This window comes from Symbiopectobacterium sp. Eva_TO, from assembly GCF_053848865.1.
The window spans coordinates 2,791,283-2,814,986 of record NZ_JBSPEY010000004.1 but is presented as its reverse complement, the minus strand read 5'-3'; the positions used below and the strand labels follow the sequence as shown (position 1 = coordinate 2,814,986).

Sequence of the window (23,704 nt, the reverse complement as noted above, 5' to 3'; positions counted from 1 at the left end):
TATTTATCAAATGTAAAAAAAATTGGTAATGACTCCAATTAGTAGAACATGTGTTTTTCGATGAAGGCTCCGATGACTTTTTCGTGGATCTCGACGGAGCGCGAGAAGCAAATCGTTTTACGCGCCAGTCGTTTAATGCGGGTACGGAGCGTCAGGTTATTGCGCTCTATGCGTTGCGTGAAGATCTTGCCAGTCAGATGTTTCTGCTTCGGAACCTCTCTTGCATAGCTGCCCCAGTTGTCACTGGTAATCATGCCGATGTTGAACGGTGTCAACAGAGCCAGCAATTCACGGCAGGTCTCATCGGTTCGGGGGCCAAAAGTGTAGGCCAGAACACCGCCCGTTTTGGTATTGTAAGCGTACCAGAGCCAGTGCTGTAGCGCCTTACTGCCAACGAAGCTCCATTGCTCATCAAGTTCACAGATAAGGGCGACGTCGGCGTGAGCAACGGGAGAAGACGTTATCCTGCGGGGCGAGAGCTTTTTAAAGCCCGGATGACCGTATTGATGCCGATTTTCAACGTTCTGGCGGTATCGCGAACACCGGCACCGTTGAAGGCCATATCAATGATCTGCTCTTTGACTCCCGGCTTTCGCGCTTCATAGCGGTAGGTAAGCTGGAATACACGGCGACAGCAGTGACACCGGAAGCGTTCGCGCTTAGTTGGACTAAGACCATGTCGATAAACTTTATCTGAATGGCAGCGAGGGCAATGAACAAAAACAGTAACCACGTGGAAACCTCAAATAGCGGCAGAATATCACAAAAGCCAACTATTTGAAGGCATTACCAGTTGTTTAGATAACCATTTTAGCTGCCATATTACATTCTTGGCGTTACTCGATTAGCGCTGATATATTCTGTTATCAGCGCTACGCCATACTCCACGCCACCTGCCACGCCGCAGTATCATCATGAGCCTCTCCTTCCTGCATCACAAAAACGCCAACGGCTGCGATAGGGTATTCGTTGTAATACAGAATAGGAATTTGTTCACGCATCCAGGGAGGAATCGCATATTCCTGCCACAGTTTTTTCGCAGAGCGTCCGCCACTGCGCCCAATAATATGCAGTTTCCCTTTCAGGCCAAAACCCACGCTCACTTGCTCATCAGGACGCGGGCGTCGGATACGCATACCTTGTTCGTCCAAGGACAGATAACCCAACCGGTGCGGAAGTATTAGTTTGCCTTGCTCAGGTTGCCAGGGTAACACCAGGTCAACGACGTTTACACGCTCGGCAACACAGTATAAACGCTGACGAAAGCGGCGAATCTGTACGGTTCCCAATTGTAACAACGGTTCTGCATCCTGGCGGCTCAGAGCCACATCCTGCCACAGATGCAGCAATTGTTCGCGTGAAGGCATCGCCACCTCGTGCACTCTCAGCCAACGCCGCAACAGCGCAAAACGGTGCGGTTCGCTCAGGGGGAGCAAAGCATCAATCGCCAACGCGCCTTTCGCGTCACAGGCCGACTGAAGCAATGGCGCCAGCAATTCATTCAACAGTTGTTCCTGCTCGGCACACAGTCGCGCGCTGCGCGCCACTGCTTCTGAAAATGACGGCCAGCGCTGTTTTAGTTGCGGTAATACCTGCAAACGGAGAAAGTTGCGATCGTAACGCGCGTCGCAATTGCTCTCATCTTCCTCCCACGTGAGTCGATAATGATGGGCATAATCTTCAAGTTGCGCTCGCGCTACGCCCAGCAATGGACGTAGCAAGCGATTAGCACCCAACTGCCCCGTAGCCCCCATCGCTGAAAGCCCGGCTGGCCCGCTGCCACGTTTGAGCGCTAACAGGAACGTTTCGCTCTGATCGTCGAGATGCTGTGCGGTAAGCAGCACCTCTTCAAGTAACAGATGTTGGCGTAATGCCTGGTAACGCGCTTCGCGCGCTGCCGCTTCAACACCACGCTCACGCGCATCCACCGTAACAGGCAGCACCGAACAGGTAATATCCCATTGCTGGCAGGTATGCATGCAGTGCTGCGCCCAACGCTCCGCGTGAGTACTTAACCCATGGTGCACATAGGCGGCACGCACAACAATATCCGAGCGCTGCTGCATCAATTGATACAGCATATGCAGCAGCACGCTGGAATCCAGCCCGCCACTATAAGCCACCAGCACACGCTGACAGCCAGAGAGTTGCACCGCTACGTTTTCCAGTAGCGCAGCCACGTCGATTCGCTCACTGCTCATAAAGCTCCAACGGTAATCCATCTGGATCGCGTAAGAAAGTGAAGCGACGCTGGGTAAATTCATCCACCCGCACCGCTTCACAGGCAACACCTGCACGTTGCAGTGCGTCGCACGCCTCGTCAATGTCAGCTACCGCAAAAGCAAGATGGCGCAGGCCACAGGATTCAGGCTGAGTAGGTCGTGGCGGTGGCGAGGGAAACGAGAACAATTCGATAACGTACTGCCCCTTTAACGCCAGATCGCCTTTCCATGAGTCGCGCTCTGCCCGATAGGTTTCCGCCAACAGCTCAAACCCAAGGACATCGCAATAAAATGCCTTACTGCGCCGGTAGTCAGAGGCAATAATAGCAATATGGTGAATCGCCGTTAACGCCAGCATGCGTACTCCTTGTTGTGGCAAGGTGATAATGGAAATAGCCGCATAATAGCAAAAAGTCCGCCTCCTTGCGGAAAGCGGACTTTATTCAGCGCGATAGGTCTGAGATCAGCAGTAACCGTAGTTCATCAAACGGTGGTAACGGCGATCAAGCAGCGCGTCTTTACCCAATTCATCCAGCTCACGCAAGTCTGACAGCAGTTGTGCTTTCAGCGACGCCGCCATGGTTTCCACATCACGGTGCGCAGAACCGAGCGGTTCAGGAATGATGGCATCAATCAAATTCAGCTCTTTGAGACGCGGGGCGATGATCCCCATCGCTTCCGCCGCCAGCGGCGCTTTATCGGCGCTTTTCCACAGGATAGAGGCACAGCCTTCTGGTGAAATCACAGAATAGGTGCTGTATTGCAGCATGTTGACCTTGTCACCCACACCAATCGCCAATGCACCACCGGAACCACCCTCTCCAATCACCGTGCAGATAATCGGTACGCTCAGGCCGGACATCTCACGCAGGTTGCGCGCAATGGCTTCCGACTGGCCGCGCTCTTCGGCACCAACGCCCGGGTACGCGCCCGGAGTGTCGATAAAGGTGATGATCGGCAGGTTAAAACGCTCTGCCATCTCCATGAGGCGCAGCGCTTTACGGTAGCCTTCAGGCGCAGGCATACCGAAATTGCGGCGAATTTTCTCTTTGGTTTCGCGCCCTTTCTGGTGACCAATGATCATTACCGGACGCCCATCCAAACGCGCGATGCCGCCCACAATAGCTTTGTCATCAGCATAGGCGCGATCGCCCGCCAACTCATCAAAGTCGGTGAAAATATGGCTGACATAGTCCAGCGTGTAGGGACGCTGCGGGTGACGAGCCAATTGTGCAATCTGCCAGGCACCCAGATCGGCAAAAATCTTGCGCGTCAGTTCAACGCTTTTTTCCCGCAGTCGCTGGATCTCTTCGTCCAGATTAATATCCAATTTTTCATCTTGACGGCTGACTGAGGTCAGCGAGTCAATTTTCGCTTCCAACTCTGCAATCGGCTGCTCAAAATCAAGAAAATTCAGACTCATAGTATTCCTATTTTAGTCAAATTCCAGTTCCACCTGGGTGTTCCCCAGCAGTGTGCGCAGGTCATTAAGCAGCACATCGGTTGGCGTCACACGCCATGCCGCGCCAAAACGTAACCGGGCGCAGGCATCCTCTCGCTGGTAGTAAAGGTGTACCGGGATCGTCCCCGATCGATGAGGTTCCAACGATTGACGGAGACGGTTTAATAGCTGGTCATCAATTTGCCTGTCAGTCAGCGAGATAGCAAGCCCGCGCGCATATTTTTCACGCGCTTCACTGATATCCATGACCTCTCGGGCCATCATTTTAAGGCCCCCGCTAAAGTCATCAAAGCTGACCTGTCCACTGACGATCAGAATTCGGTCTTTTTCAAGCAGATGCTGATACTTTTCCAACGCTTCAGTAAACAGCATCACTTCCAAACGGCCGGAACGATCGTCCAGTGTACACACGCCAATGCGATTACCTCGCTTAGTGACCATTACGCGGGCAGCCAGCACCAGGCCGACCGCCGTTGTTACTTTGCCCCGATCCGTCGGGTGCATGTCCTTCAAACGCAAACCGGCAGCATAGCGTTCAATTTCCTTGAGATACTGCGTGATCGGATGGCCCGTCAGATAAAGCCCTAACGTTTCCCGCTCACCGTCCAACACCACCTGCTCCGGCCAGGGAGCTACCGTGCTGTAGGACTGCTCTACCTGCTCCGGCGCTTCCGCCAGAACACCAAACATATCTGCCTGACCGATAGCTTCGGCCTTGGCATGCTGATCGGCGGCCTTCAACGCATCGTTGAGCGAATTCATCAACGCCGCGCGATGCGGTCCCAGCCGATCAAACGCACCGGACATGATAAGCTTTTCCAGCACGCGGCGATTCAGTTTCTTGATATCAGTACGAGCACAGAGATCGAACAACTCGCGGAAATACCCGCCCTGATTTCGCGCGTCGATGATAGCTTCTATCGGCCCTTCACCGACGCCCTTGATCGCGCCGATACCATAAACAATTTCCCCGTCATTATTGACGTGAAAATGGTACAGCCCGCTGTTGATATCCGGCGGCAGGATTTTTAGCCCCATACGCCAGCACTCATCCACCAGCCCCACCACTTTATCAGTGTTATCCATGTCCGCCGTCATCACAGCGGCCATGAATTCGGCAGGATAATGCGCCTTGAGCCACAGCGTTTGATACGACACCAGTGCGTAGGCGGCTGAGTGCGATTTGTTAAACCCATACCCGGCAAATTTTTCTACCAGGTCAAAGATCTTCATCGACAATTCGCCGTCGACGCCCATCTTCTTCGCGCCGTCCTCAAACACGGAGCGCTGCTTGGCCATTTCTTCTGGTTTTTTCTTACCCATGGCGCGGCGCAGCATGTCTGCACCGCCCAGCGTATAGCCGGAAAGCACCTGGGCTATCTGCATCACCTGTTCCTGATACAGGATGATACCATAGGTTGGCTCCAGCACCGGCTTCAGCGATTCATGCTGCCACTGTATATCAGGATAGGATATTTCCTCACGTCCGTGTTTACGGTCGATAAAGTTATCCACCATCCCTGACTGCAAAGGCCCCGGACGGAACAACGCCACCAGAGCGATCATGTCTTCAAAGCAGTCCGGCTTCAGACGTTTGATCAGGTCTTTCATACCGCGCGATTCAAGCTGGAACACCGCTGTGGTTTCCGAACGTTGCAGCATGTCGAAACTTTTTTTATCGTCGAGCGGGATGGCCGCGATATCAATCGGCTCCAGCCCCTGCCTGGCACGACGGGCATTAATCATCTCCAGCGCCCAGTCGATAATAGTCAGCGTGCGCAGCCCCAGGAAGTCAAACTTCACCAACCCGGCATATTCCACGTCGTTCTTGTCAAACTGGGTAACCGGATGATTTCCTTCCGAATCGCAATAGAGCGGTGCGAAATCGGTGATTTTGGTCGGCGATATTACCACCCCACCGGCGTGTTTACCCGCGTTGCGCGTCACCCCTTCCAGTTTGCGCGCCATATCGATAAGCGCTTTGACTTCTTCGTCGGCGTCGTAAATTTCCTGTAGCTGCGGTTCAGCAGCAAAGGCTTTTTCCAGCGTCATGCCCGGATCCGGCGGAACCAACTTGGAGATGCGGTCGACAAAACCGTAAGGGTGTCCGAGCACGCGACCTACGTCGCGAATAACCGCTTTGGCTGCCATGGTACCAAAGGTAATGATCTGCGATACCGCATCGCGCCCGTACATCTCAGCAACGTGATCGATAACCCGGTCACGCTTTTCCATACAGAAGTCGACGTCAAAGTCAGGCATCGACACACGTTCCGGGTTGAGGAAACGTTCGAATAGCAGGTCAAATTCAAGCGGATCGAGATCGGTGATTTTCAGAGAGTAGGCCACCAGCGAGCCTGCACCCGAACCGCGCCCCGGACCTACCGGGACATCGTTGTCTTTTGACCACTGGATAAACTCCATCACGATCAGGAAGTAGCCAGGGAACCCCATATGGTTGATAACGTTGAGTTCGATTTCCAAACGCTCGTCGTATTCCGGGCGACGCTGCTTACGCACCTCTTCGTCAGGGAACAGGAACGCGAGACGCTCTTCCAGTCCTTCACGGGCCTGTTTAACCAGAAAATCTTCGGTGGACATATCACCGGTCGGAAATTGGGGCAGGAAATACTCCCCCAGACGGATGGTGACATTACAACGTTTGGCTATCTCGACGCTGTTCACCAGTGCTTCCGGGATGTCGGCAAACAGCTCACACATCTCGTCTTCGCTGCGCATATATTGCTGCGCACTGTAGTTACGTGGGCGCTTTGCGTCATCAAGCGTATAGCCATCGTGGATAGCAACGCGAATTTCATGGGCATCGAACTCATCGGCGTTGATGAATCGAACATCGTTGGTCGCTACCACCGGTAGATGGTGCTTCATGGCTAATTCAATCGCCGCGTGAAGATAGCTCTCTTCATCCGGGCGACCGGTGCGAATCAGTTCCAGATAATAACGGCCAGGAAAGTGCTCTTGATAAAAGGCCAGGCTTTGCTCGACCAACGCCTGATTGCCACGCAGGATAAATTTGCCGACGTCGCCCTGTCGGGCACCTGAAATCAGCAGTAAGCCTTTACCGTACTCGATCAACCAGTCGCGTTCGATGGTGGGGCCTTCGGCACCGTAGCCGCGCTGATAAGCATGGGAAATCAGCAGCGTGAGGTTTTGATAGCCCTCGTTGTCCATGGCGAGCAGGGTGAGCTGTGCAAGTTCATCGCCCAGCACATCGCTGCTTACCAGAACATCCGCACCGACAATGGGTTTAACGCCCGCACCGTGTGCGCCGCCGTAAAATTTCACTAACCCGCACAGGTTGGTGAAATCCGTGATCGCCAGTGCTGGCATGCCCAGCGCGGCCGCCTTTTTTACCAGCGGCCCGACTTTTGCCAACCCATCGGTCATGGAATAGTCACTGTGCACACGCAGATGGACAAAACGTGGTTCGGCCATATCCAGATCCTAGACGTTGTCGAAAACAGCCCCGCGTTACGAGCAGGGCACCGATATTACCTGATTGCGCGCGGTTGACGGGCTATGCCAACCCTAATACGCGTTTTACGGGGGCGAAACTGCGCCGGTGGTACTCAGTAGCACCTAGCAGAGCGAGTTTTTCAAGGTGATAAGCCGTCGGGTAACCCTTGTGCTGCGCAAAGCCATATTCAGGGAAACGGGCATCCAACTCGACCATTTCCCGGTCTCGCGTCACTTTAGCGATAATCGATGCGGCACTGATCTCGGCAACCCGGCTGTCGCCCTTCACCACCGCCAATGCAGGCATGGGCAACAGCGGGCAGCGATTGCCGTCTATCAGCACATAATCGGGTGCCAGGTGCAGCCCTGCAACGGCACGCTGCATCGCCAGCATCGTGGCATGCAGGATATTCAATTGGTCAATCTCTTCGGGCTCGGCGCGCCCCAAACTCCATGACAGCGCTTTGTCTTTGATCTCATCATAAAGCGCCAGGCGGCGTTTTTCACTGAGCTGTTTTGAATCAGCCAATCCAACGATTGGACGCTGCGGATCGAGAATCACCGCGGCGGTGACAACCGCCCCCACCAACGGGCCGCGCCCCACTTCATCTACACCAGCTATGCGCGTCGCATCTGGATAGACAAAAACATCATACATGGTTCACTTCACCTCGGGCCAATTCCATTACAGCCTGTGCCGCCTGCGTATCCGCATCACAACGAATCTGTTGGTGCAGCGCCAAAAAGGTCTCGTGCAACTGTTTCACGTCTTCCGCGCCTTCCAGCCAAGGAAGCAACGCCGCCGCCAGCTTGTCTGGCGTGCAATCTTCTTGCAGCAACTCTTTTACCAATTCGCGCCCTGCTAGCAAATTCGGTAACGACACCCAGGGGGTTTTTACCAACCGCTTTGCCAGCCAGAACGTAAAGGGCTTCATGCGATAGCCCACGACCATCGGGCATTTTGCCAGCATGCACTCCAACGCTGCGGTGCCGGACGCCAGCAGCGCCGCATCGCTGGCGATCATCGCTTCACGCGCCTGACCATCCAACATATGCACATCCAGCTCGGGGGCCGTTTCTTGCTTAATGCGTTCAAATTGCTCACGCCGCTTGGCATTCACCAACGGCACCAACACGGCTAAATCAGGATAGCGTTGGCGTAATAGCTGCGCGCTGCGTAAAAAATCGGCGCTCAGCATCTCCACCTCAGCCCCGCGACTACCCGGCAGCAGCGCCAGGCAATGGCGCTCAGGCGCGATGCCTAAATGTACGCGCGCCGCCAGTTTATCCGGCTGTAACGGCATGGCATCGGCCATGGTGTGGCCGATAAAGCGGCAAGGCACGTTGAATTTGTCGTAAAACGCTTTTTCAAAGGGAAGAAACGCCAACACCAGATTGGTGGCACGCCCAATTTTGAAAACGCGTTTCTGGCGCCAGGCCCATACGGAGGGGCTGACGTAATGAATGGTGCGGATACCGCGCGCTTTGAGGCGGCCTTCGAGAGTGATATTAAAATCGGGCGCATCAATGCCAACAAAAACGTCGGGCGCAAGCTCGGTGAAACGCTGCGTAAGATCACGGCGGATCGACAGCAGGCGCGGCAAACGCCCTAACACCTCGACGATCCCCATCACTGCAAGCTCTTCCATCTCATACCAGGTTTCACACCCGGCTTCCTGCATACGTGGCCCAGCTACGCCGACAAAGCGAGCGTCAGGCATCTGGCTTTTCAGCGCTCGGATCAGGCCTGCACCAAGAATGTCGCCGGAGGTTTCTCCGGCGACGATACCAATCACAAGGGGACGCGTTGACATGAATTACCGGATAATGCCGCGGGTAGAACGGGCAAAGAAATCGATAAATGCTTGAACCGCAGGATGATCTTTCGCCAGCGCTTCGATTTCCGGTTTCACCTCTTCCAACGTTCTCCCACTGCGATACAGCAGCTTGTAGGCGTTACGAATCGCCTGCTGGGTCTCTTTTTCGAACCCGCGGCGTTTCAGCCCCTCAATGTTGAGGCCAAACGGCGTCGCATGGTTACCTTGAGCAATGACGTAGGGCGGCACATCTTGCGCCACGCCGGAACAGCCTCCGACCATAACGTGTGCACCGATGACACAGAACTGGTGCACCGCTGTCATGCCGCCGATGATAGCAAAATCATCGACTTCTACGTGTCCACCCAGCGTGGCATTGTTCGCCAGAATGCAGCGGTTACCAATGACGCAGTCATGGGCGATATGCGTGTTGATCATCAGCAGATTATCGCTGCCGACTTTAGTCAATCCACCACCTTGTTCCGTACCACGATGAATCGTGACACTTTCACGAATACGGTTACGATCGCCGATCTCTACGCGAGTCGGTTCACCCGCGTATTTCAGATCCTGATTTACCTCACCAATGGAGGAAAATTGGTAGATCTCATTATCACGGCCGATTTTAGTGATCCCATTTACCACAACATGGGATTTTAATACCGTGCCTTCGCCGATCTCAACGTGAGAACCGACATAGCAGAACGGGCCAATGTGTACACGCGCACCAATAATGCCACAGTCTTCAACAATAGCGCTGGGATGAATAAAGGCGGTTTGATCAATCACGTTATCAGGCCTCCCGACGACGAGCACACATCATGGACGCTTCACAAGCCACTTCGCCATCCACTTTGGCGACGCCTTTGAAACGTGCAACACCACGGCGCTCTTTAATGAATTCAACTTCAAGAATCATCTGATCCCCTGGCTGCACCGGACGTTTGAAACGCGCCTCGTCCACAGCCGCGAAGTAGTAAAGTTCACCCGGTTCCAGCTTACCCACGCTTTTAAATGCCAGAATGCCCGTAGCCTGGGCCATGGCTTCCAGAATCAGCACGCCGGGGAAAATGGGCTTACCGGGGAAGTGTCCCTGAAAGAAGGGTTCGTTGAAAGAGACGTTTTTCACCGCACGCAGGAATTTCCCTTCTTCGAAATCCAATACACGGTCCACCAGCAAAAAGGGGAAGCGGTGCGGTAGTAGTTCTAAAATCTCTTCAATATGCAGAGTATGAGTGTTAGTAGTCAAAATACTCTTCCTGTCCGTAAAACTGATGCCGTCAACAACACGGCCTGCGAGATCCCAAAAGGAGGATCATCTGGCAGGCCGCAAATAAGGATTTTTACGCCAGACTAAGCAGGCAATCCACAACAACCAACGCGTATAAACCCGTCTCCATCAAGCCGCCGCCACTGTTTTGGCGAGGCTGGCACAGATATCAATCCTGGTTGACTTTACGCTCAACGGCTTTCAGCCGTTTGCTCATATCATCAATACTCATCACCAGCGCTGCGGTTTTACGCCACGTTTTGTTTGGCTGTAACGGAATTCCCGATGAGTATACGCCGGGTTCGGTGATAGGTCTCATTACCATCCCCATGCCGGTAACCGTAACCTTATCGCAAATTTCCATATGGCCATTGATCACACTGGCACCGCCAATCATGCAGTAACGGCCAATTTTCAGGCTGCCAGCCATGATAACGCCACCAGCGACTGCTGTATTGTCGCCAATCACGACGTTGTGTGCAATCTGGCATTGGTTATCAATGATAACGCCGTCACCAATAATGGTGTCGTCCAGTGCACCGCGGTCAATGGTGGTGTTAGCACCAATCTCAACACGATCGCCGATGCGTACCGTTCCTAACTGCGGGATCTTGACCCAATTGCCACGCTCGTTGGCATAGCCAAAACCATCGGAACCAATCACAGCACCAGATTGAATCAGGCATTGTGCCCCCAATTCAACCCGATGATAGACCGTCACATTGGCCCACAGACGAGAGCCCGCGCCAATCCTGGCGTGTTTCCCGACAAAACAACCGGCACCAATCACCACACCATCGCCTAACTCTGCGCCTGACTCGATAACCGCATTCGCACCGATGGCGACATTGCGCCCTAGCACGGCATCATCGGCAATCACCGCACTGGGTGCGATATCCTGCGCAGGTTGCGGCGTGGTATCCATCAATTGCGCCATACGCGCATAAGTCAGATACGGGTTTTTCACCACCAACGCAGCTGCCTTGCAGTAAAGCAGGTCAGCTTCTGTCACTATCACGGCGGATGCCTGTGTCGTGGTCAGTTGCTCACGATAGCGGCTGTCTGAAAGAAAGGTGATTTGTCCAGAGCGTGCCGAATGCATAGAAGCAACACCGGTGATGACGATATCGCCATCACCGTGTAATTGCGCATCCAACTGTGCTGCCAAGGCGTCCAGTCGAATTGAAACCATGAGTTATTTAACCTGTTTCAGCACATCAGCCGTGATGTCTTTCGCGTTACCGACATAGGCAACCGCGTTGGCATCAATCACGATATCGTAACCATCTTTGCTGGCAACGCTTTTGATGGCATCCTGAATACGGCTCAGGATCTTGTTACGTTCTTCCATCTGGCGACGGCGATTGTCTTGTTCAAACGCCTGAGCCTTGTTAGAGAACTGCTCACGCTGCGCCATCAGATCGTTTTCAGATTTGCTGCGGTCGCTGGCTTTCATGGTAGAACCATCACGCTGCAATTTTTGCATTTTGGTTTGCAGATCGCTTTCCATTTTCTGCAATTCAGATGCACGACCTTTAAACTCGTTTTCCAACTGCTTGGCAACGTTTTCACGCTGCGGCAACTGCTGGAAAATGCTGGCAACGTTGACAACGGCAATTTTGTCGGCCGCTTGAACGCTGGCAGACGCTGCCAGAGCTAAACCGAGACCTGCGGCACACAACCAATTTTTCACGTTATTACTCCTCAACCTGATCTTTTTTATCACACATTAACGTGCACAAAGATCTGGGTCAGCGCACATAGCGCGTTACCAGAGCCCTATACTTCATATAGAGACAACGTGTTTGCGTTACACTACCACGTTTTACCAATGTTAAACTGGAACTGTTCCGACTTGTCTCCGTCAATTTTCTTGACTGGCTGGGCATAGGAGAACACCAATGGCCCAAGCGGTGACATCCACTGCACCGCAAGACCGGTGGACACACGAATATTGCCCGGTTCGCTGTAGTCTGGCACACCTGCCGCCAGGGTTTTGTCCGTGTTCTTCCAGTTGGTATCCCATACCGTACCGGTATCCACAAACAACGAGGTGCGCAGCGAACTGGCATACTTATCGCTGGCAAATGGCGTCGGCAGAATCAGTTCCGCACTGGCCACCGCCATGGCGTTACCGCCCACAGCATCATCCGAATTGTCCACACGGCAAGTCGAGTAACTGTTTGGTAACGGCTTTTCACACCGATAGTAAGCCGCTTTAGGACCAATGGTATTCGACTGGAAGCCACGTACCGTACTGGAACCACCGGCATAGACGTTGTCGTAGAACGGCACATCTTTGCTGCCAATACCGTCCGCGTAGCCCGCGCGCGCGCGGCCCATCAACACCCAGTGGTGGTTTTCACTCAACGGATAGTAAGTCGCTGAATCAAAGGTCAGCTTATAGTATTCGTTGTCGGAACCCGGCACAGTGACCTTGGCGTTGAAGCTGGCACGGCTCCCTTCCGTCGGGAAGAAGCCACGGTCCAGACTATTGTAGACCCATCCGGCGTTGAGGAAGAAATCGTTGGCGTTAAAATCGGCGCTGGAGTGATTACCCAATTCTACAACCGGCGGGTTAACACCTACCGAATTAAGATAACGCCACATCGCCACCTGCGGTGACATATCTGACACATCGTTATGTACGTAGTCCAGACCCAGACGCAATGAGTTGTTCTCGTTGATCGGGAAACCTAACTTTGTGCCTATGCCATAGCTGCGGTTGGTATAGTCAGAAAGTTCAGCATCGTAGGCTTTAAAGTCGTTATAGAAAATACGACCGCCGAGGCTGACGCCGTCTACCGTAAAGTAGGGGTTGGTCATCGACAGCTCGACATAGGTCTGGTAGCTGTTTTTAGTCCCACTGATGTCCACTGAATTACCAGTGCCCAGCCAGTTGTCTTGCTGAACCCCTGCCTGGAAGCTGACACCACTCTCAGTACCGAAGCCGACGCCGAAGTTCAACGTACCGGTGTTACGCTCTTTCACTTTATAGGTGACGTCTACCTGATCGGCGGTGCCCGGCACGCGCTGAGTTTCTACGTCAACGCTTTCAAAGTAGCCAAGACGGTTGAGGCGCTCTTTACCCTGCTCCACCAAATCGTTACCCAACCACGCCCCTTCCATCTGGCGCATTTCGCGACGCAGCACGGAATCTTTGGAGGTATCATTGCCCTCGAAGCGTATACGGCGCACCGAGAAGCGGTTACCGGCATCAATGTTGATGTTGAGCTTGACGGTTTTGTCCCCGTCGCTGATTTCAGGCTGTGTCACCACGCGCGGATAAGCGTAGCCGTAACGGCCCAGCAGCTTTTTGATATCCTCTTCCATGCGTGTCACTTTGGCGCCGTTATACAACTCGCCAGGATTCACTTTCGTCAGTCCTTCAATCTCGGCAGAGTGCCCCGCCAGATTACCGCGCACCGTCACCCCGGACAGCTTGTACTGATCGCCTTCCGTGATGTTGATGGTGATATAGATGCCCTTTTTGTCTGGCGTCAAGCTCACCTGAGTGGAGTCAATCGTGAAACGCGCGTAGCCGCGATCGAGATAGAAGCTGCGCAACGTCTCCAAGTCGCCAGAGAGTTTCTGTTTCTGGTATTTACGATCGCCCATGACGTTCCACCACGGCACGTCATCGCGCAGTTGGAATTGGGCTATCAATTCATCAGAGGTGAAAGCTTTGTTGCCAACGATGTTGATCTGCTGGATTTGCGCTGAAACCCCTTCGGTAAACACCAGTTTGAGGTCAACACGGTTGCGCGGCAACGGTATCACCACCGCCTTCACAGAGGCGCTGTATTTACCGACGCTGTAGTAGAAATCCTCCAGGCCCTTCTCAATAGAAGAGAGTGTCGTGCGATCTAACGCTTCGCCAACGCGCACACTGGACGCTTCCATGTTTTCTTTCAGCATCTCATCCTTGACCGCTTTATTGCCGGAGAATGTGATGCTGGCGATGGTAGGCCGTTCTTTCACCTGCACAATCAAGGTTTCACCGTCACGCAGTACCCGGACATCCTCGAAGTTTCCGGTCGCGAACAGTGCACGGATGGTATTCCCGATATCGTCATCACTGACGGTATCACCCACACGGACAGGCATGCTGAGTAGTGCCGCACCGACAGCAACACGCTGCAAGCCCTCGAAATGAATATCCTTCACTACGAATCCGTCTGCACCGTATACGGTGGCGCTGCTGAACAGCAGCGACGCTATGAGCAACTTTTTCATCGCCATCGTTGTTATGCGTTTTTCCTAACCTACTCCCCCGTCTAAAGGCGAGAGAAATCATTAAAAAGTGCGAGCCCCATTAACAGCATCAGCACCACCGTGCCGATACGATAACAAAAGTCTTGCACACGCTCAGAAACCGGCCTGCCTTTCAGTTTTTCAACCAGCAGAAAGAGCAGGTGTCCGCCATCCAAAACCGGTAGCGGGAACAAATTGATAATGCCCAGATTTACACTGATCAATGCCAAAAACATCAGGTAGTAAATCAGCCCATAGTCGGCCGACATGCCGGCCCCCTGAGCGATAGAGATTGGCCCGCTCAGATTATTGAGCTTAACATCGCCTGTTATCAGTTTTCCCAGCATACTGACGGTTAACCGCATCAGTTGCCAGGTTTTATCCGCAGCTTGATAAATCGCACTGAACGGCCCGTATTGCCGCACCGTCCGGTACTCTTCGGGCAGCGGGATGACTTTTGGCACCACCCCGGCAAACCCTTCCACCCTGCCACCGGTCGTTTTGCTGTCCGGCGTCAAGATTAGAGAGTGGGTCTCACCGTTTCGTTCAATGTCCAGCGCAATATCTGCATCCGGCTTGTCACGCACCGTACTGGCAAACAGCGACCAGCGCGTCAGCGGTTGCCCATCGACTTTAACGATCCTGTCTCCGACTTGCAAACCGGCTTTTTGCGCTGCCGACCCATCCTGTACCTGCGTCAGCACCGCATCGATTTGCGGCATACGCGGCACCATGCCCAATGAGGCGGCGGGATCCTGCCTTTCTGGGTTGAACTGCCAGTCACGCAAATCCAGCGTCTTACGCACCACGGACGAAGAACCAAGCGGCGAAACGTCAAGCGTTACCTCGTTATCGCCAATCTTGCCGATCAGCGTTAAACGCGCCGTGTCCCAGTCAGGCGTTTCGATACCATCTACCGCTTTTAGTTCCATCCCCGGCGACATTTGCGCCATGGCAGCAATGGAGTTGGGTACTATTTCGCCAACCACCGGCCGTACACCCGGCACGCCAATAATAAACACCAGCCAGTAGGCGGCAATCGCAAACAGGAAATTGGCAATCGGACCCGCACTCACGATAGCAGCTCGTTGCCATACGGTTTTACGGTTAAAAGAGAGATGATGCTGTTCCGGCGAGACGGTATCCACACGCTCGTCGAGCATTTTGACATAGCCACCCAGTGGAATTAGGGCAATGACAAACTCAGTCCCCCGCCGATCGCGCCAACGCCATAGCGCCTTGCCAAATCCGACAGAAAAACGCTCAACCTTAACCCCACAGCGACGAGCAACCCAGAAGTGGACAAATTCATGCACCGTAATCAATACGCCCAGTGCAACAACAAATGCAGCCAAACTCCAAAGGACATTCATCATCTGTCAGGTCATCCTAAACCGTTTTAAACACTAAAAACATCAGGCAGGCAAATACCGGGATCGCCGCCGTCAGGCTATCGATGCGGTCAAGCACGCCGCCATGACCGGGAATCAGGTGGCTGCTGTCTTTAATACCGGCTTCCCGTTTAAACATGCTTTCTGTCAAATCGCCCAGTACGGATGCCAGCGCCGCAATCACCGAACAGATGAACAGTGTAAATGGCGCAACGCCCAAAGGCGCATAAACACTAAACAGCAGAGAGATAATCGCGGAGGTGGCTAACCCACCGACAAAGCCCTCCCAGGTTTTCCCCGGAGATACTTTGGGTGCGAGTTTATGCTTGCCAAACAGTTTACCAAACATGTACGCGCCACTGTCTGCGCCCCACACCAGCAACATCACGTAGAGCAACCACCAGGCACCGAAGAAGGGATCGCTATCATAATGGTGCTGGCGTAACGCCACCATCCCCCAGAAGAAAGGCACGATGGTCAACACGCCAAACAGCAGGCGCAACGCTTTTGAACCGCGCCAAAATCCGGCAGAACTGGGGTACGACAGCACCAACAGCAGTGCGCCACACCACCACACCAGTGATACCCATAGCGAAACGCGAATAGGCAGCAGATGAACCGAATAGTGATAGTTGAGCAATGATAGTGTCATCAACGCCAGCAGTGCGCCACACATAAAGGCAAGAGACAAACGCTGGGCAGAAGAGCCTAATCCGGCGAATTGCCCCCACTCCCAGGCGGCCAGCATGCAAACGCCGAGCGTTACTAGTGCAAATCCCTTCGGTGGCAGCAGAAACAATGCCGCAATGACCAGCGGGATTAAAATCAAGGCAGTTATCAATCGATACTTCAGCACACCTTCCCCCTATGATGCGTCAGCATCGGAAGGTGCAGTTCCACCGAAACGCCGTTCGCGTTGCGCAAATGCATTCATCGCACCTTCAAAATTGTGTTCATCGAAATCAGGCCAAAGGACATCGGTAAAGTAAAGCTCAGCATAAGCAATCTGCCACAGCAAAAAATTACTGATGCGGTGTTCTCCCCCCGTCCTGATGACCAAATCGACCGGCGTTTGATCGCTCAAACACAGGGCGTGGGATAAGGTATCTTCGTCGATCGTGTCCGGGCGGAGCGTGCCTTCCTGCACCTGCTCAGCCAATTGTCTGACGCTCTGAATAATATCCCAACGTCCGCCATAATTCGCGGCAATATTCAGTATTAACCCTGGATTATTTTTTGTCAGTGCTTCAGAGCGGCGAATGCGCTCTTGTAGACGCAGGCTGAAACGGCTGATATCACCGATAATACGCAACTGAACACCGTGTTTATGCAGGCTTTTGACCTCGCTGTCCAGCGCCCGAACAAACAGTTCCATCAGCGCTTTCACTTCTTGCGCCGGACGGTTCCAGTTTTCGCTACTGAAGGCATATAAGGTCAAGGCATCGAGCCGATGGCTTACCGCAAAGCTCACCGCACGCCGCACCGCCTTCACACCAGCCTGATGGCCAAAAACGCGCAGCTTGCCACGGTTTTTCGCCCAACGGCCATTACCATCCATGATGATTGCGACATGCCTTGGCCCGCTTTCGGGTGGCGTAATGGGTGTTTGTTGATTATCAGACGGCATAACGCGAACTTAATTTCCTCAAGTAAGAAAACAATCCATCTCTAACATCAGACCCGTTAGCACAAAAAAGACGTGAACGAGTACGGCTGTACTTCCTTCGCTAGCGTTTTCGCACTGACCTCGACGCGAATGGCGCAGACTATATCACCTTGATCCCGCACGAACAAATTGTGCCGCGACGATCGCGTCCGCAAGCGCACGTTCTCAGTGGAAACCGCGTAACGCCTCCCGGCCTTTCTCGCGAGCCCAACGGTCAATAGCCAGGACATCGTCAACGGACTCTGGCTCAGCGCAGGAAAGCTGCTCCATCACGCGCTGATTCAACGACGCAATATCGGTAAAGCGAATCTCACCGTGCAAAAAGGCGTCGACGGCAACTTCGTTAGCCCCATTCAGCGCAGTCGTTGCCGCCTGGCCCTGATTGCACGCAGCAATCGCTAACTGCAAGCAGGGATAAAGCGTCATGTCCGGCTCGCTGAACGTGAGTGGGCCAATACGCATAAAATCCAGCGGTGCCACGTTCGATACCACGCGCTGCGGATAGGCCATTGCGTGCGCGATCGGCGTACGCATATCCGGTGTGCCAAGTTGTGCCAAAACGCTGCCATCACGATAGCGCACCATGGAGTGAATAACGGACTGCGGATGGATAATCACTTCCATCTGCGCCGCTGACGCATTAAACAACCAACGCGCCTCAATGTACTCCAGCCCCTTGTTCATCATGGTGGCGGAGTCCACGGAAATCTTGCGGCCCATGGACCAGTTGGGGTGAGCACATGCCTGATCGGGCGTCATCGCCGCCAATGCGGCCAACGGCGTTTCTCGAAATGGGCCACCCGAACCGGTCAGAACAATACGTTCCACCCCATGTTCAGTTAATGAAGCGTAACCCAATTGGCGTTGAATGTGCTCAGGTAAACTCTGAAAAATGGCGTTGTGTTCACTGTCTATCGGCAGCAATTGCGCACCGTATTGTGCAACAGCGTTCATAAACAGTCGGCCACAGGTGACCAAAGATTCTTTATTCGCCAACAGCACTTGTTTACCCGCTTTGATGGCTGCGAGCGTTGGCAATAATCCTGCGGCCCCCACGATTGCCGCCATCACTTGATCGACGCCATCGAGCGCAGCCAACTCACAAGCAGCCTGCTCACCCGCCAGCACTTCGGTACGGCAGCCTGCGTCCATCAGTCGTTCACGTAACAATGTTGCAGCCTGGGGATCGGACATGGAGGCATAGGCAGGTTGGAATTGCAGGCATTGCGCCAGCATCACATCAACGTTCCGCCCAGCGGCTAAGGCAGTAACGGCGAATTTATCCGGATTGGCTTTCACTACAGCCAGCGTACTAACGCCAATCGAACCGGTTGAACCGAGGATCGTCAGTTGCTTCATGAAATTGCTCTAAAAAAATAAAGCGCCGCCAGTGGGTGTACTGGCTGGCGCTTTTATTTTGGAAGCCGATTAAAACTCCATCAGCTCATTTTCTTTTTCTGCCAGCGCGACATCAACTTTCTTGATATAGGCGTCAGTCAGTTTTTGCACCTCATCCTGCGCGCGGCGTTCTTCATCTTCACTGATCGCTTTATCTTTCAACAGCGCTTTCAGCTTGTCGTTCGCATCACGGCGCACGTTACGCACGGAAACACGCCCTTGTTCCGCTTCACCGCGCACTACTTTGGTCAAATCTTTGCGGCGCTCTTCTGTCAACGGAGGCAATGGGACACGGATTACCGCGCCCGCAGAGGACGGGTTTAACCCCAGATCGGAGGCCATGATCGCTTTTTCAACGGCCGGGCCCAAGGTGCGGTCAAACACCGTGATCGCCAGCGTGCGCGTGTCTTCAACCACAATGTTTGCCACTTGGCGCAGCGGCGTGGCAGAACCGTAATATTCTACCTGGATGCCATCCAGCAGGCTCGGTGAAGCGCGGCCAGTACGAACTCTGCTAATTTGGTGCTTAAACGCTTCTACACACTTTTCCATGCGTGTATCAGCATCTTTTCTGATGTCATTAATCACGTTGCGGACCCTTGAATACTGGTTGCCGGACAGGTTCTTTCCCTGTGCTTTATCATGAAACCAACGCGCATGATACAAGCAGACAGGGATGCATACAGCAAACCCGGTAAATCATTGATGCTTGCGCCGGGATGCCGACGCAGCGCGTTATCTATTGGTATTACGAAAATAAAGCAGTACCACCAAGATCAGGATAGTACCTTATTTTTCAGTACACCCGTTATTACTTCGTGATCAAGGTGCCTTCTTTTTCACCCATGACTACGCGGCGCAATGCTCCGGGTTTGTTCATGTTGAAAACGCGGATCGGTAAATTATGATCGCGAGCCAGCGTAAAGGCCGCCAAATCCATCACTTTCAGTTCCCGTTCGAGAACATCCTGATAGGTTAGCGTTTCATGAAGCGTCGCAGTGGGATCTTTAACCGGATCCGCAGAAAAAACACCATCCACTTTGGTGGCTTTCAGCACCACGTCAGCTTCAATCTCGATACCGCGCAGACAAGCGGCAGAATCGGTAGTGAAGAAGGGGTTGCCGGTACCAGCGGAGAAAATCACCACGCGATTGTTACGCAGCAGGCTGATAGCCTCAGCCCAGCTGTAATTGTCGCACACACCGTTGAGCGGAATGGCTGACATCAAGCGCGCGTTGACATAAGCACGGTGCAGCGCATCGCGCATTGCCAGGCCGTTCATTACGGTGGCCAACATCCCCATGTGATCGCCCACCACGCGATTCATACCAGCCTGTGCCAGGCCAGCACCGCGGAACAGGTTGCCACCACCGATAACAACGCCGACCTGAATGCCCAGCTCAACCAGTTCTTTAATTTCCTGAGCCATGCGATCCAGAATGCTCGCATCGATACCAAAACCTTCGGCCCCTTGTAATGCTTCGCCACTGAGCTTAAGCAGGATACGTTGATATACGGGTTTTGCGTTGGTTGCCATGGTGTTGTTGTCCTAACGGGCTATCATCATAATGGGAATGTTATTACTGTCACGCTTTAGTCCCTCATACCGCGCGCGTCATTGAACCGACGCATAAATGCGCAGTGGCAGTAAAACGTGTTGAAAATTTTGGCTGGATATACCCGGCTTCATGCGAATGGCCAGTGGGTATGCCCCGAGGGTATTACCCATAAGTGTTGTGCGTCGGTTTACTCAGAAATGCGCCGAGTGAACCTCGCCAACGCCGCTGTACATGAAGTATTACGGGTATAAAAAGGAACCGCCAACTGGCGGCTCCTTTTTTGCATCTTAAGACTGCTTGCTCATCGCGGCGACTTCAGCAGCGAAGTCAATTTCCGCTTTCTCAATGCCTTCACCCACTTCGAAACGGATGAAGCTGATGACGTCAGCTTTGTGCTCTTTCAGCAGATCGCCAACGGTTTTGTTGGGATCCATCACGAAGTGTTGACCGGTCAGAGAGATTTCGCCGGTGAATTTACGCATACGGCCTTCGACCATTTTTTCTGCGATTTCACGCGGTTTGCCAGATTGCATTGCAATGTCCAACTGGATCTGGTGCTCACGCGCAACCACATCAGCCGGAACGTCTTCTGCTTTCACGTACTCAGGTTTGCTGGCAGCAATGTGCATAGCAACGTGCTTAACCAGTTCTTCGTCAGCACCGGTAGCGGCAACCAGTACGCCAATGCGTGCGCCGTGCAGGTAAGCACCCAGCACGTCACCTTCCTGAATAGCGATACGACGAATATTGATGTTTTCACCAATTTTCGCGACCAGCGTAGTACGCTGCTCTTCGAATTTCGCTTTCAGAACGTCAACGTCGGTGATGCGTTCGTCCAGCGCAGCCGTTGCAACTTCTTCGCCAAAAGCTTTGAAGCCAGCATCTTTAGCAACGAAGTCAGTTTCGCAGTTCAGCTCAACGATAACGCCATATTTGCCGTCAGCCGCGATCTTGGTCAGAATCACACCTTCAGCAGCAACACGGCCTGCTTTTTTCGCAGCTTTAGCCTGGCCAGACTTACGCATGTTATCGATAGCAAGTTCGATATCACCGTTAGCTTCGACCAGCGCTTTCTTGCATTCCATCATGCCAGCGCCAGTACGCTCGCGCAGTTCTTTTACCAGGGCAGCGGTAATTTCAGCCATTATCTTTTCCTCGGTTATCTCGTGAGAGATAAGTAAAAGGGGGCCATTAAGGCCCCCCTAACCAACATATTCAATACCTGGTTAATAAGGGCTCGACGGAGCCAGTCTTATTATTCAGCTTCTACCAAGCCTTCTTCCGCTTGAAAAGCCAGATCTTGAGAACGGCCTTCACGAACAGCGGTAGCAACAGCGCTCAGGTACAGGGTTACTGCACGGATGGCGTCGTCGTTGCCAGGGATGATGAAGTCAACGCCATCCGGATCGGAGTTGGTATCAACCACAGCAAATACCGGGATACCCAGGTTGTTTGCTTCTTTGATCGCGATGTGTTCATGGTCGGCGTCAACCACAAACAGAGCATCTGGCAGGCCGCCCATATCTTTGATACCGCCCAGGCTGTTTTCCAGCTTGTCCAGTTCACGAGTACGCATCAGAGCTTCTTTTTTGGTCAGCTTGTCGAAGGTACCGTCTTGAGATTGGGTTTCCAGATCTTTCAAACGCTTGATGGACTGACGAACGGTTTTCCAGTTAGTCAGCATACCGCCCAACCAGCGATGGTTCACGAAGAACTGGTCGCAGTTGTTTGCAGCGTCTTTTACCGCTTCGCTTGCAGCGCGTTTCGTACCAACGAACAGGATTTTGCCTTTGCGAGAAGAGATTTTGCTCAGCTCAGCCAATGCATCGTTGAACATCGGAACGGTTTTTTCAAGGTTGATGATGTGAACTTTGTTACGCGCACCAAAAATGAAAGGTTTCATTTTCGGGTTCCAGTAACGGGTCTTGTGACCGAAGTGTACGCCAGCCTTGAGCATATCGCGCATGGAAACAGTTGCCATGATTACCTCTATAAATTGAGTATGGGGTTAAGCCTCCACGTGTCCCATTACACCGACCCTTCAGCCACGTCATAAGACATTGACCTTCGAGCACCCCGGTGAACGTGTCGACATGTGTGTGTTATTTACACATATGAGTTTAGTGAATTCCGCTGAACCTGTTAGCCAGACCCAGTCAGCTCACCGGCGCGCTTTATACCATAAAGTCCCCACCGACACCAACTTTTGTTGCACCCTTCACTCGATTTTCTCCTGACGTACCGCCATTGAATCCAAATGGGGATTTGGCACCATCCGTCAGGGCTGATAACATAAGTGGTTAGTGAGTAACCTTAAATTCGTCGACTGCTTCGACACCTGCGGACAATTTTGCATGGCTATATCAATAAAAACCCCTGAAGACATCGAGAAAATGCGCGTCGCTGGCCGCCTCGCGGCGGAAGTGCTGGAAATCATCGAACCGTATGTGGTTCCCGGTGTCAGCACTGGCGAACTCGATCGCATCTGCCACGACCATATTACCAACAAGCAGCAGGCCATTTCTGCCAGTCTCGGTTATCACGGTTTTCCGAAATCGGTGTGTATCTCTATCAACGAAGTGGTATGCCACGGCATTCCCAGCGATGAGCGTCTGCTGAAAGACGGTGACATCGTCAATATCGACGTCACGGTCATCAAAGACGGCTTCCACGGTGACACCTCCAAGATGTTCATCGCCGGTAAACCCACCATTCTGGGCGAACGTCTGTGCCGTATCACAAAGGAAAGTCTCTATCTGGCGCTGAAAATGGTCAATCCAGGCATCCGGCTGCGTGCCCTGGGTAAAGCCATACAGGTATTCGCGGAAAGCAATGATTTCTCCGTGGTACGCGAATATTGCGGCCACGGTATTGGTCGCGGTTTCCATGAAGAACCTCAAGTGCTGCATTACGATGCCGATGACGGCGGCGTAGTGCTGCAAGCGGGCATGGCATTCACCATTGAACCGATGCTTAACGCAGGCGATTTCCGTATCCGCACCATGAAAGACGGTTGGACGGTAAAAACCAAAGATCGCAGCTTGTCGGCGCAATACGAGCATACTATTGTGGTAACCGAAAACGGTTGCGAAATTATGACACTGAGGAAAGACGACACCATCCCCAACATCATTTCGCACCCGGCATAATGGTGCGCCAGCCCGACGGTTATCTTTCGGCGGCGGCCA

Annotated in this window: 21 protein-coding genes; 1 reads left to right on the top strand and 20 read right to left on the bottom strand. The window is 53.1% G+C overall.

Annotation, left to right across the window (positions count from 1 at the left end; all coding sequences use genetic code 11):
• Positions 1-38 precede the first annotated feature (38 nt).
• The 20 genes from ACWWJF_RS16900 to rpsB form a co-directional block, all read right to left on the bottom strand.
• Positions 39-733, bottom strand: a protein-coding gene (locus ACWWJF_RS16900) for an IS1 family transposase (protein WP_455870097.1) whose coding sequence is annotated in 2 segments (ribosomal slippage) — positions 39-490 and positions 490-733 — 696 coding nt in all. Because the reading frame shifts where the segments join, the coding sequence is not laid out codon by codon here.
• Between the two features lie 139 nt (positions 734-872).
• A complete protein-coding gene (tilS, locus tag ACWWJF_RS16895) occupies positions 873-2,264 on the bottom strand; it encodes a tRNA lysidine(34) synthetase TilS (protein ID WP_455870096.1) in 1,392 nt (463 codons plus the stop codon).
• Complete coding sequence (locus ACWWJF_RS16890) at positions 2,191-2,580, bottom strand: VOC family protein (protein ID WP_455870095.1); 390 nt, start codon at positions 2,578-2,580, stop codon at positions 2,191-2,193. Before ACWWJF_RS16890 ends, tilS begins: the two co-directional genes overlap by 74 nt.
• A gap of 105 nt (positions 2,581-2,685) precedes the next feature.
• The gene (gene accA, locus ACWWJF_RS16885) at positions 2,686-3,645 is read right to left on the bottom strand and encodes an acetyl-CoA carboxylase carboxyl transferase subunit alpha (RefSeq protein WP_455870094.1); all 960 of its coding nucleotides are present in this window, start codon (positions 3,643-3,645) and stop codon (positions 2,686-2,688) included.
• Positions 3,646-3,657: 12 nt separating this feature from the next.
• A complete protein-coding gene (gene dnaE / locus ACWWJF_RS16880) occupies positions 3,658-7,140 on the bottom strand; it encodes a DNA polymerase III subunit alpha (protein WP_455870093.1) in 3,483 nt (1,160 codons plus the stop codon).
• An 82-nt stretch (positions 7,141-7,222) separates the two neighbouring features.
• Positions 7,223-7,819, bottom strand: a complete 597-nt coding sequence (gene rnhB / locus ACWWJF_RS16875) for a ribonuclease HII (RefSeq protein ID WP_455870092.1) — start codon at positions 7,817-7,819, stop codon at positions 7,223-7,225.
• Entirely contained in the window at positions 7,812-8,975 is a 1,164-nt protein-coding gene (lpxB, locus tag ACWWJF_RS16870) for a lipid-A-disaccharide synthase (protein WP_455870091.1), read from the bottom strand. The genes rnhB and lpxB overlap by 8 nt, the downstream gene beginning before the upstream one ends.
• Before the next feature lie 3 nt (positions 8,976-8,978).
• On the bottom strand, positions 8,979-9,767 hold the full coding sequence (lpxA, locus tag ACWWJF_RS16865; RefSeq protein WP_455870090.1) for an acyl-ACP--UDP-N-acetylglucosamine O-acyltransferase: 789 nt from the start codon (positions 9,765-9,767) through the stop codon (positions 8,979-8,981).
• 4 nt (positions 9,768-9,771) lie between these two features.
• Positions 9,772-10,227 (bottom strand): 3-hydroxyacyl-ACP dehydratase FabZ, encoded by a 456-nt coding sequence (gene fabZ / locus ACWWJF_RS16860; RefSeq protein ID WP_195315614.1) that lies wholly within the window; start codon positions 10,225-10,227, stop codon positions 9,772-9,774.
• Between the two features lie 190 nt (positions 10,228-10,417).
• Complete coding sequence (gene lpxD / locus ACWWJF_RS16855) at positions 10,418-11,440, bottom strand: UDP-3-O-(3-hydroxymyristoyl)glucosamine N-acyltransferase (protein WP_455870089.1); 1,023 nt, start codon at positions 11,438-11,440, stop codon at positions 10,418-10,420.
• Between the two features lie 3 nt (positions 11,441-11,443).
• Complete coding sequence (skp, locus tag ACWWJF_RS16850; protein WP_455870088.1) at positions 11,444-11,941, bottom strand: molecular chaperone Skp; 498 nt, start codon at positions 11,939-11,941, stop codon at positions 11,444-11,446.
• A 122-nt stretch (positions 11,942-12,063) separates the two neighbouring features.
• Positions 12,064-14,490 (bottom strand): outer membrane protein assembly factor BamA, encoded by a 2,427-nt coding sequence (bamA, locus tag ACWWJF_RS16845; protein ID WP_455870087.1) that lies wholly within the window; start codon positions 14,488-14,490, stop codon positions 12,064-12,066.
• A gap of 35 nt (positions 14,491-14,525) precedes the next feature.
• Entirely contained in the window at positions 14,526-15,878 is a 1,353-nt protein-coding gene (gene rseP / locus ACWWJF_RS16840; protein ID WP_455870086.1) for a sigma E protease regulator RseP, read from the bottom strand.
• A gap of 13 nt (positions 15,879-15,891) precedes the next feature.
• The gene (cdsA, locus tag ACWWJF_RS16835; protein ID WP_455870085.1) at positions 15,892-16,749 is read right to left on the bottom strand and encodes a phosphatidate cytidylyltransferase; all 858 of its coding nucleotides are present in this window, start codon (positions 16,747-16,749) and stop codon (positions 15,892-15,894) included.
• A 9-nt stretch (positions 16,750-16,758) separates the two neighbouring features.
• Positions 16,759-17,520 carry a (2E,6E)-farnesyl-diphosphate-specific ditrans,polycis-undecaprenyl-diphosphate synthase gene (ispU, locus tag ACWWJF_RS16830; protein WP_455870084.1) on the bottom strand — a complete coding sequence of 254 codons (762 nt, stop codon included), beginning with the start codon at positions 17,518-17,520 and terminating at the stop codon, positions 16,759-16,761.
• A 204-nt stretch (positions 17,521-17,724) separates the two neighbouring features.
• The gene (gene ispC, locus ACWWJF_RS16825; protein ID WP_455870083.1) at positions 17,725-18,918 is read right to left on the bottom strand and encodes a 1-deoxy-D-xylulose-5-phosphate reductoisomerase; all 1,194 of its coding nucleotides are present in this window, start codon (positions 18,916-18,918) and stop codon (positions 17,725-17,727) included.
• 69 nt (positions 18,919-18,987) lie between these two features.
• Positions 18,988-19,545: a ribosome recycling factor gene (frr, locus tag ACWWJF_RS16820; RefSeq protein ID WP_455871141.1), complete on the bottom strand. Its 558-nt coding sequence runs from the start codon at positions 19,543-19,545 to the stop codon at positions 18,988-18,990.
• Between the two features lie 223 nt (positions 19,546-19,768).
• Positions 19,769-20,494, bottom strand: coding sequence for a UMP kinase (pyrH, locus tag ACWWJF_RS16815; RefSeq protein WP_196905961.1), 726 nt, complete (start codon positions 20,492-20,494; stop codon positions 19,769-19,771).
• A 309-nt stretch (positions 20,495-20,803) separates the two neighbouring features.
• Positions 20,804-21,661, bottom strand: a complete 858-nt coding sequence (tsf, locus tag ACWWJF_RS16810) for a translation elongation factor Ts (RefSeq protein WP_455870082.1) — start codon at positions 21,659-21,661, stop codon at positions 20,804-20,806.
• A gap of 110 nt (positions 21,662-21,771) precedes the next feature.
• A complete protein-coding gene (gene rpsB / locus ACWWJF_RS16805; protein ID WP_455870081.1) occupies positions 21,772-22,497 on the bottom strand; it encodes a 30S ribosomal protein S2 in 726 nt (241 codons plus the stop codon).
• 373 nt (positions 22,498-22,870) lie between these two features.
• Between rpsB and map the strand changes: the two genes are divergently transcribed.
• Complete coding sequence (map, locus tag ACWWJF_RS16800; protein WP_455870080.1) at positions 22,871-23,665, top strand: type I methionyl aminopeptidase; 795 nt, start codon at positions 22,871-22,873, stop codon at positions 23,663-23,665.
• Positions 23,666-23,704: the final 39 nt, after the last annotated feature.

Coding starts and splice junctions, on each gene's coding strand:
- tilS (WP_455870096.1), bottom strand. CDS start 2,264: ATGAATTTACCCAGCGTCGCTTCACTTTCTTACGCGATCCAGATGGAT.
- ACWWJF_RS16890 (WP_455870095.1), bottom strand. CDS start 2,580: ATGCTGGCGTTAACGGCGATTCACCATATTGCTATTATTGCCTCTGAC.
- accA (WP_455870094.1), bottom strand. CDS start 3,645: ATGAGTCTGAATTTTCTTGATTTTGAGCAGCCGATTGCAGAGTTGGAA.
- dnaE (WP_455870093.1), bottom strand. CDS start 7,140: ATGGCCGAACCACGTTTTGTCCATCTGCGTGTGCACAGTGACTATTCC.
- rnhB (WP_455870092.1), bottom strand. CDS start 7,819: ATGTATGATGTTTTTGTCTATCCAGATGCGACGCGCATAGCTGGTGTA.
- lpxB (WP_455870091.1), bottom strand. CDS start 8,975: ATGTCAACGCGTCCCCTTGTGATTGGTATCGTCGCCGGAGAAACCTCC.
- lpxD (WP_455870089.1), bottom strand. CDS start 11,440: ATGGTTTCAATTCGACTGGACGCCTTGGCAGCACAGTTGGATGCGCAA.
- bamA (WP_455870087.1), bottom strand. CDS start 14,490: ATGGCGATGAAAAAGTTGCTCATAGCGTCGCTGCTGTTCAGCAGCGCC.
- rseP (WP_455870086.1), bottom strand. CDS start 15,878: ATGATGAATGTCCTTTGGAGTTTGGCTGCATTTGTTGTTGCACTGGGC.
- ispU (WP_455870084.1), bottom strand. CDS start 17,520: ATGCCGTCTGATAATCAACAAACACCCATTACGCCACCCGAAAGCGGG.
- ispC (WP_455870083.1), bottom strand. CDS start 18,918: ATGAAGCAACTGACGATCCTCGGTTCAACCGGTTCGATTGGCGTTAGT.
- pyrH (WP_196905961.1), bottom strand. CDS start 20,494: ATGGCAACCAACGCAAAACCCGTATATCAACGTATCCTGCTTAAGCTC.
- tsf (WP_455870082.1), bottom strand. CDS start 21,661: ATGGCTGAAATTACCGCTGCCCTGGTAAAAGAACTGCGCGAGCGTACT.
- rpsB (WP_455870081.1), bottom strand. CDS start 22,497: ATGGCAACTGTTTCCATGCGCGATATGCTCAAGGCTGGCGTACACTTC.
- map (WP_455870080.1), top strand. CDS start 22,871: ATGGCTATATCAATAAAAACCCCTGAAGACATCGAGAAAATGCGCGTC.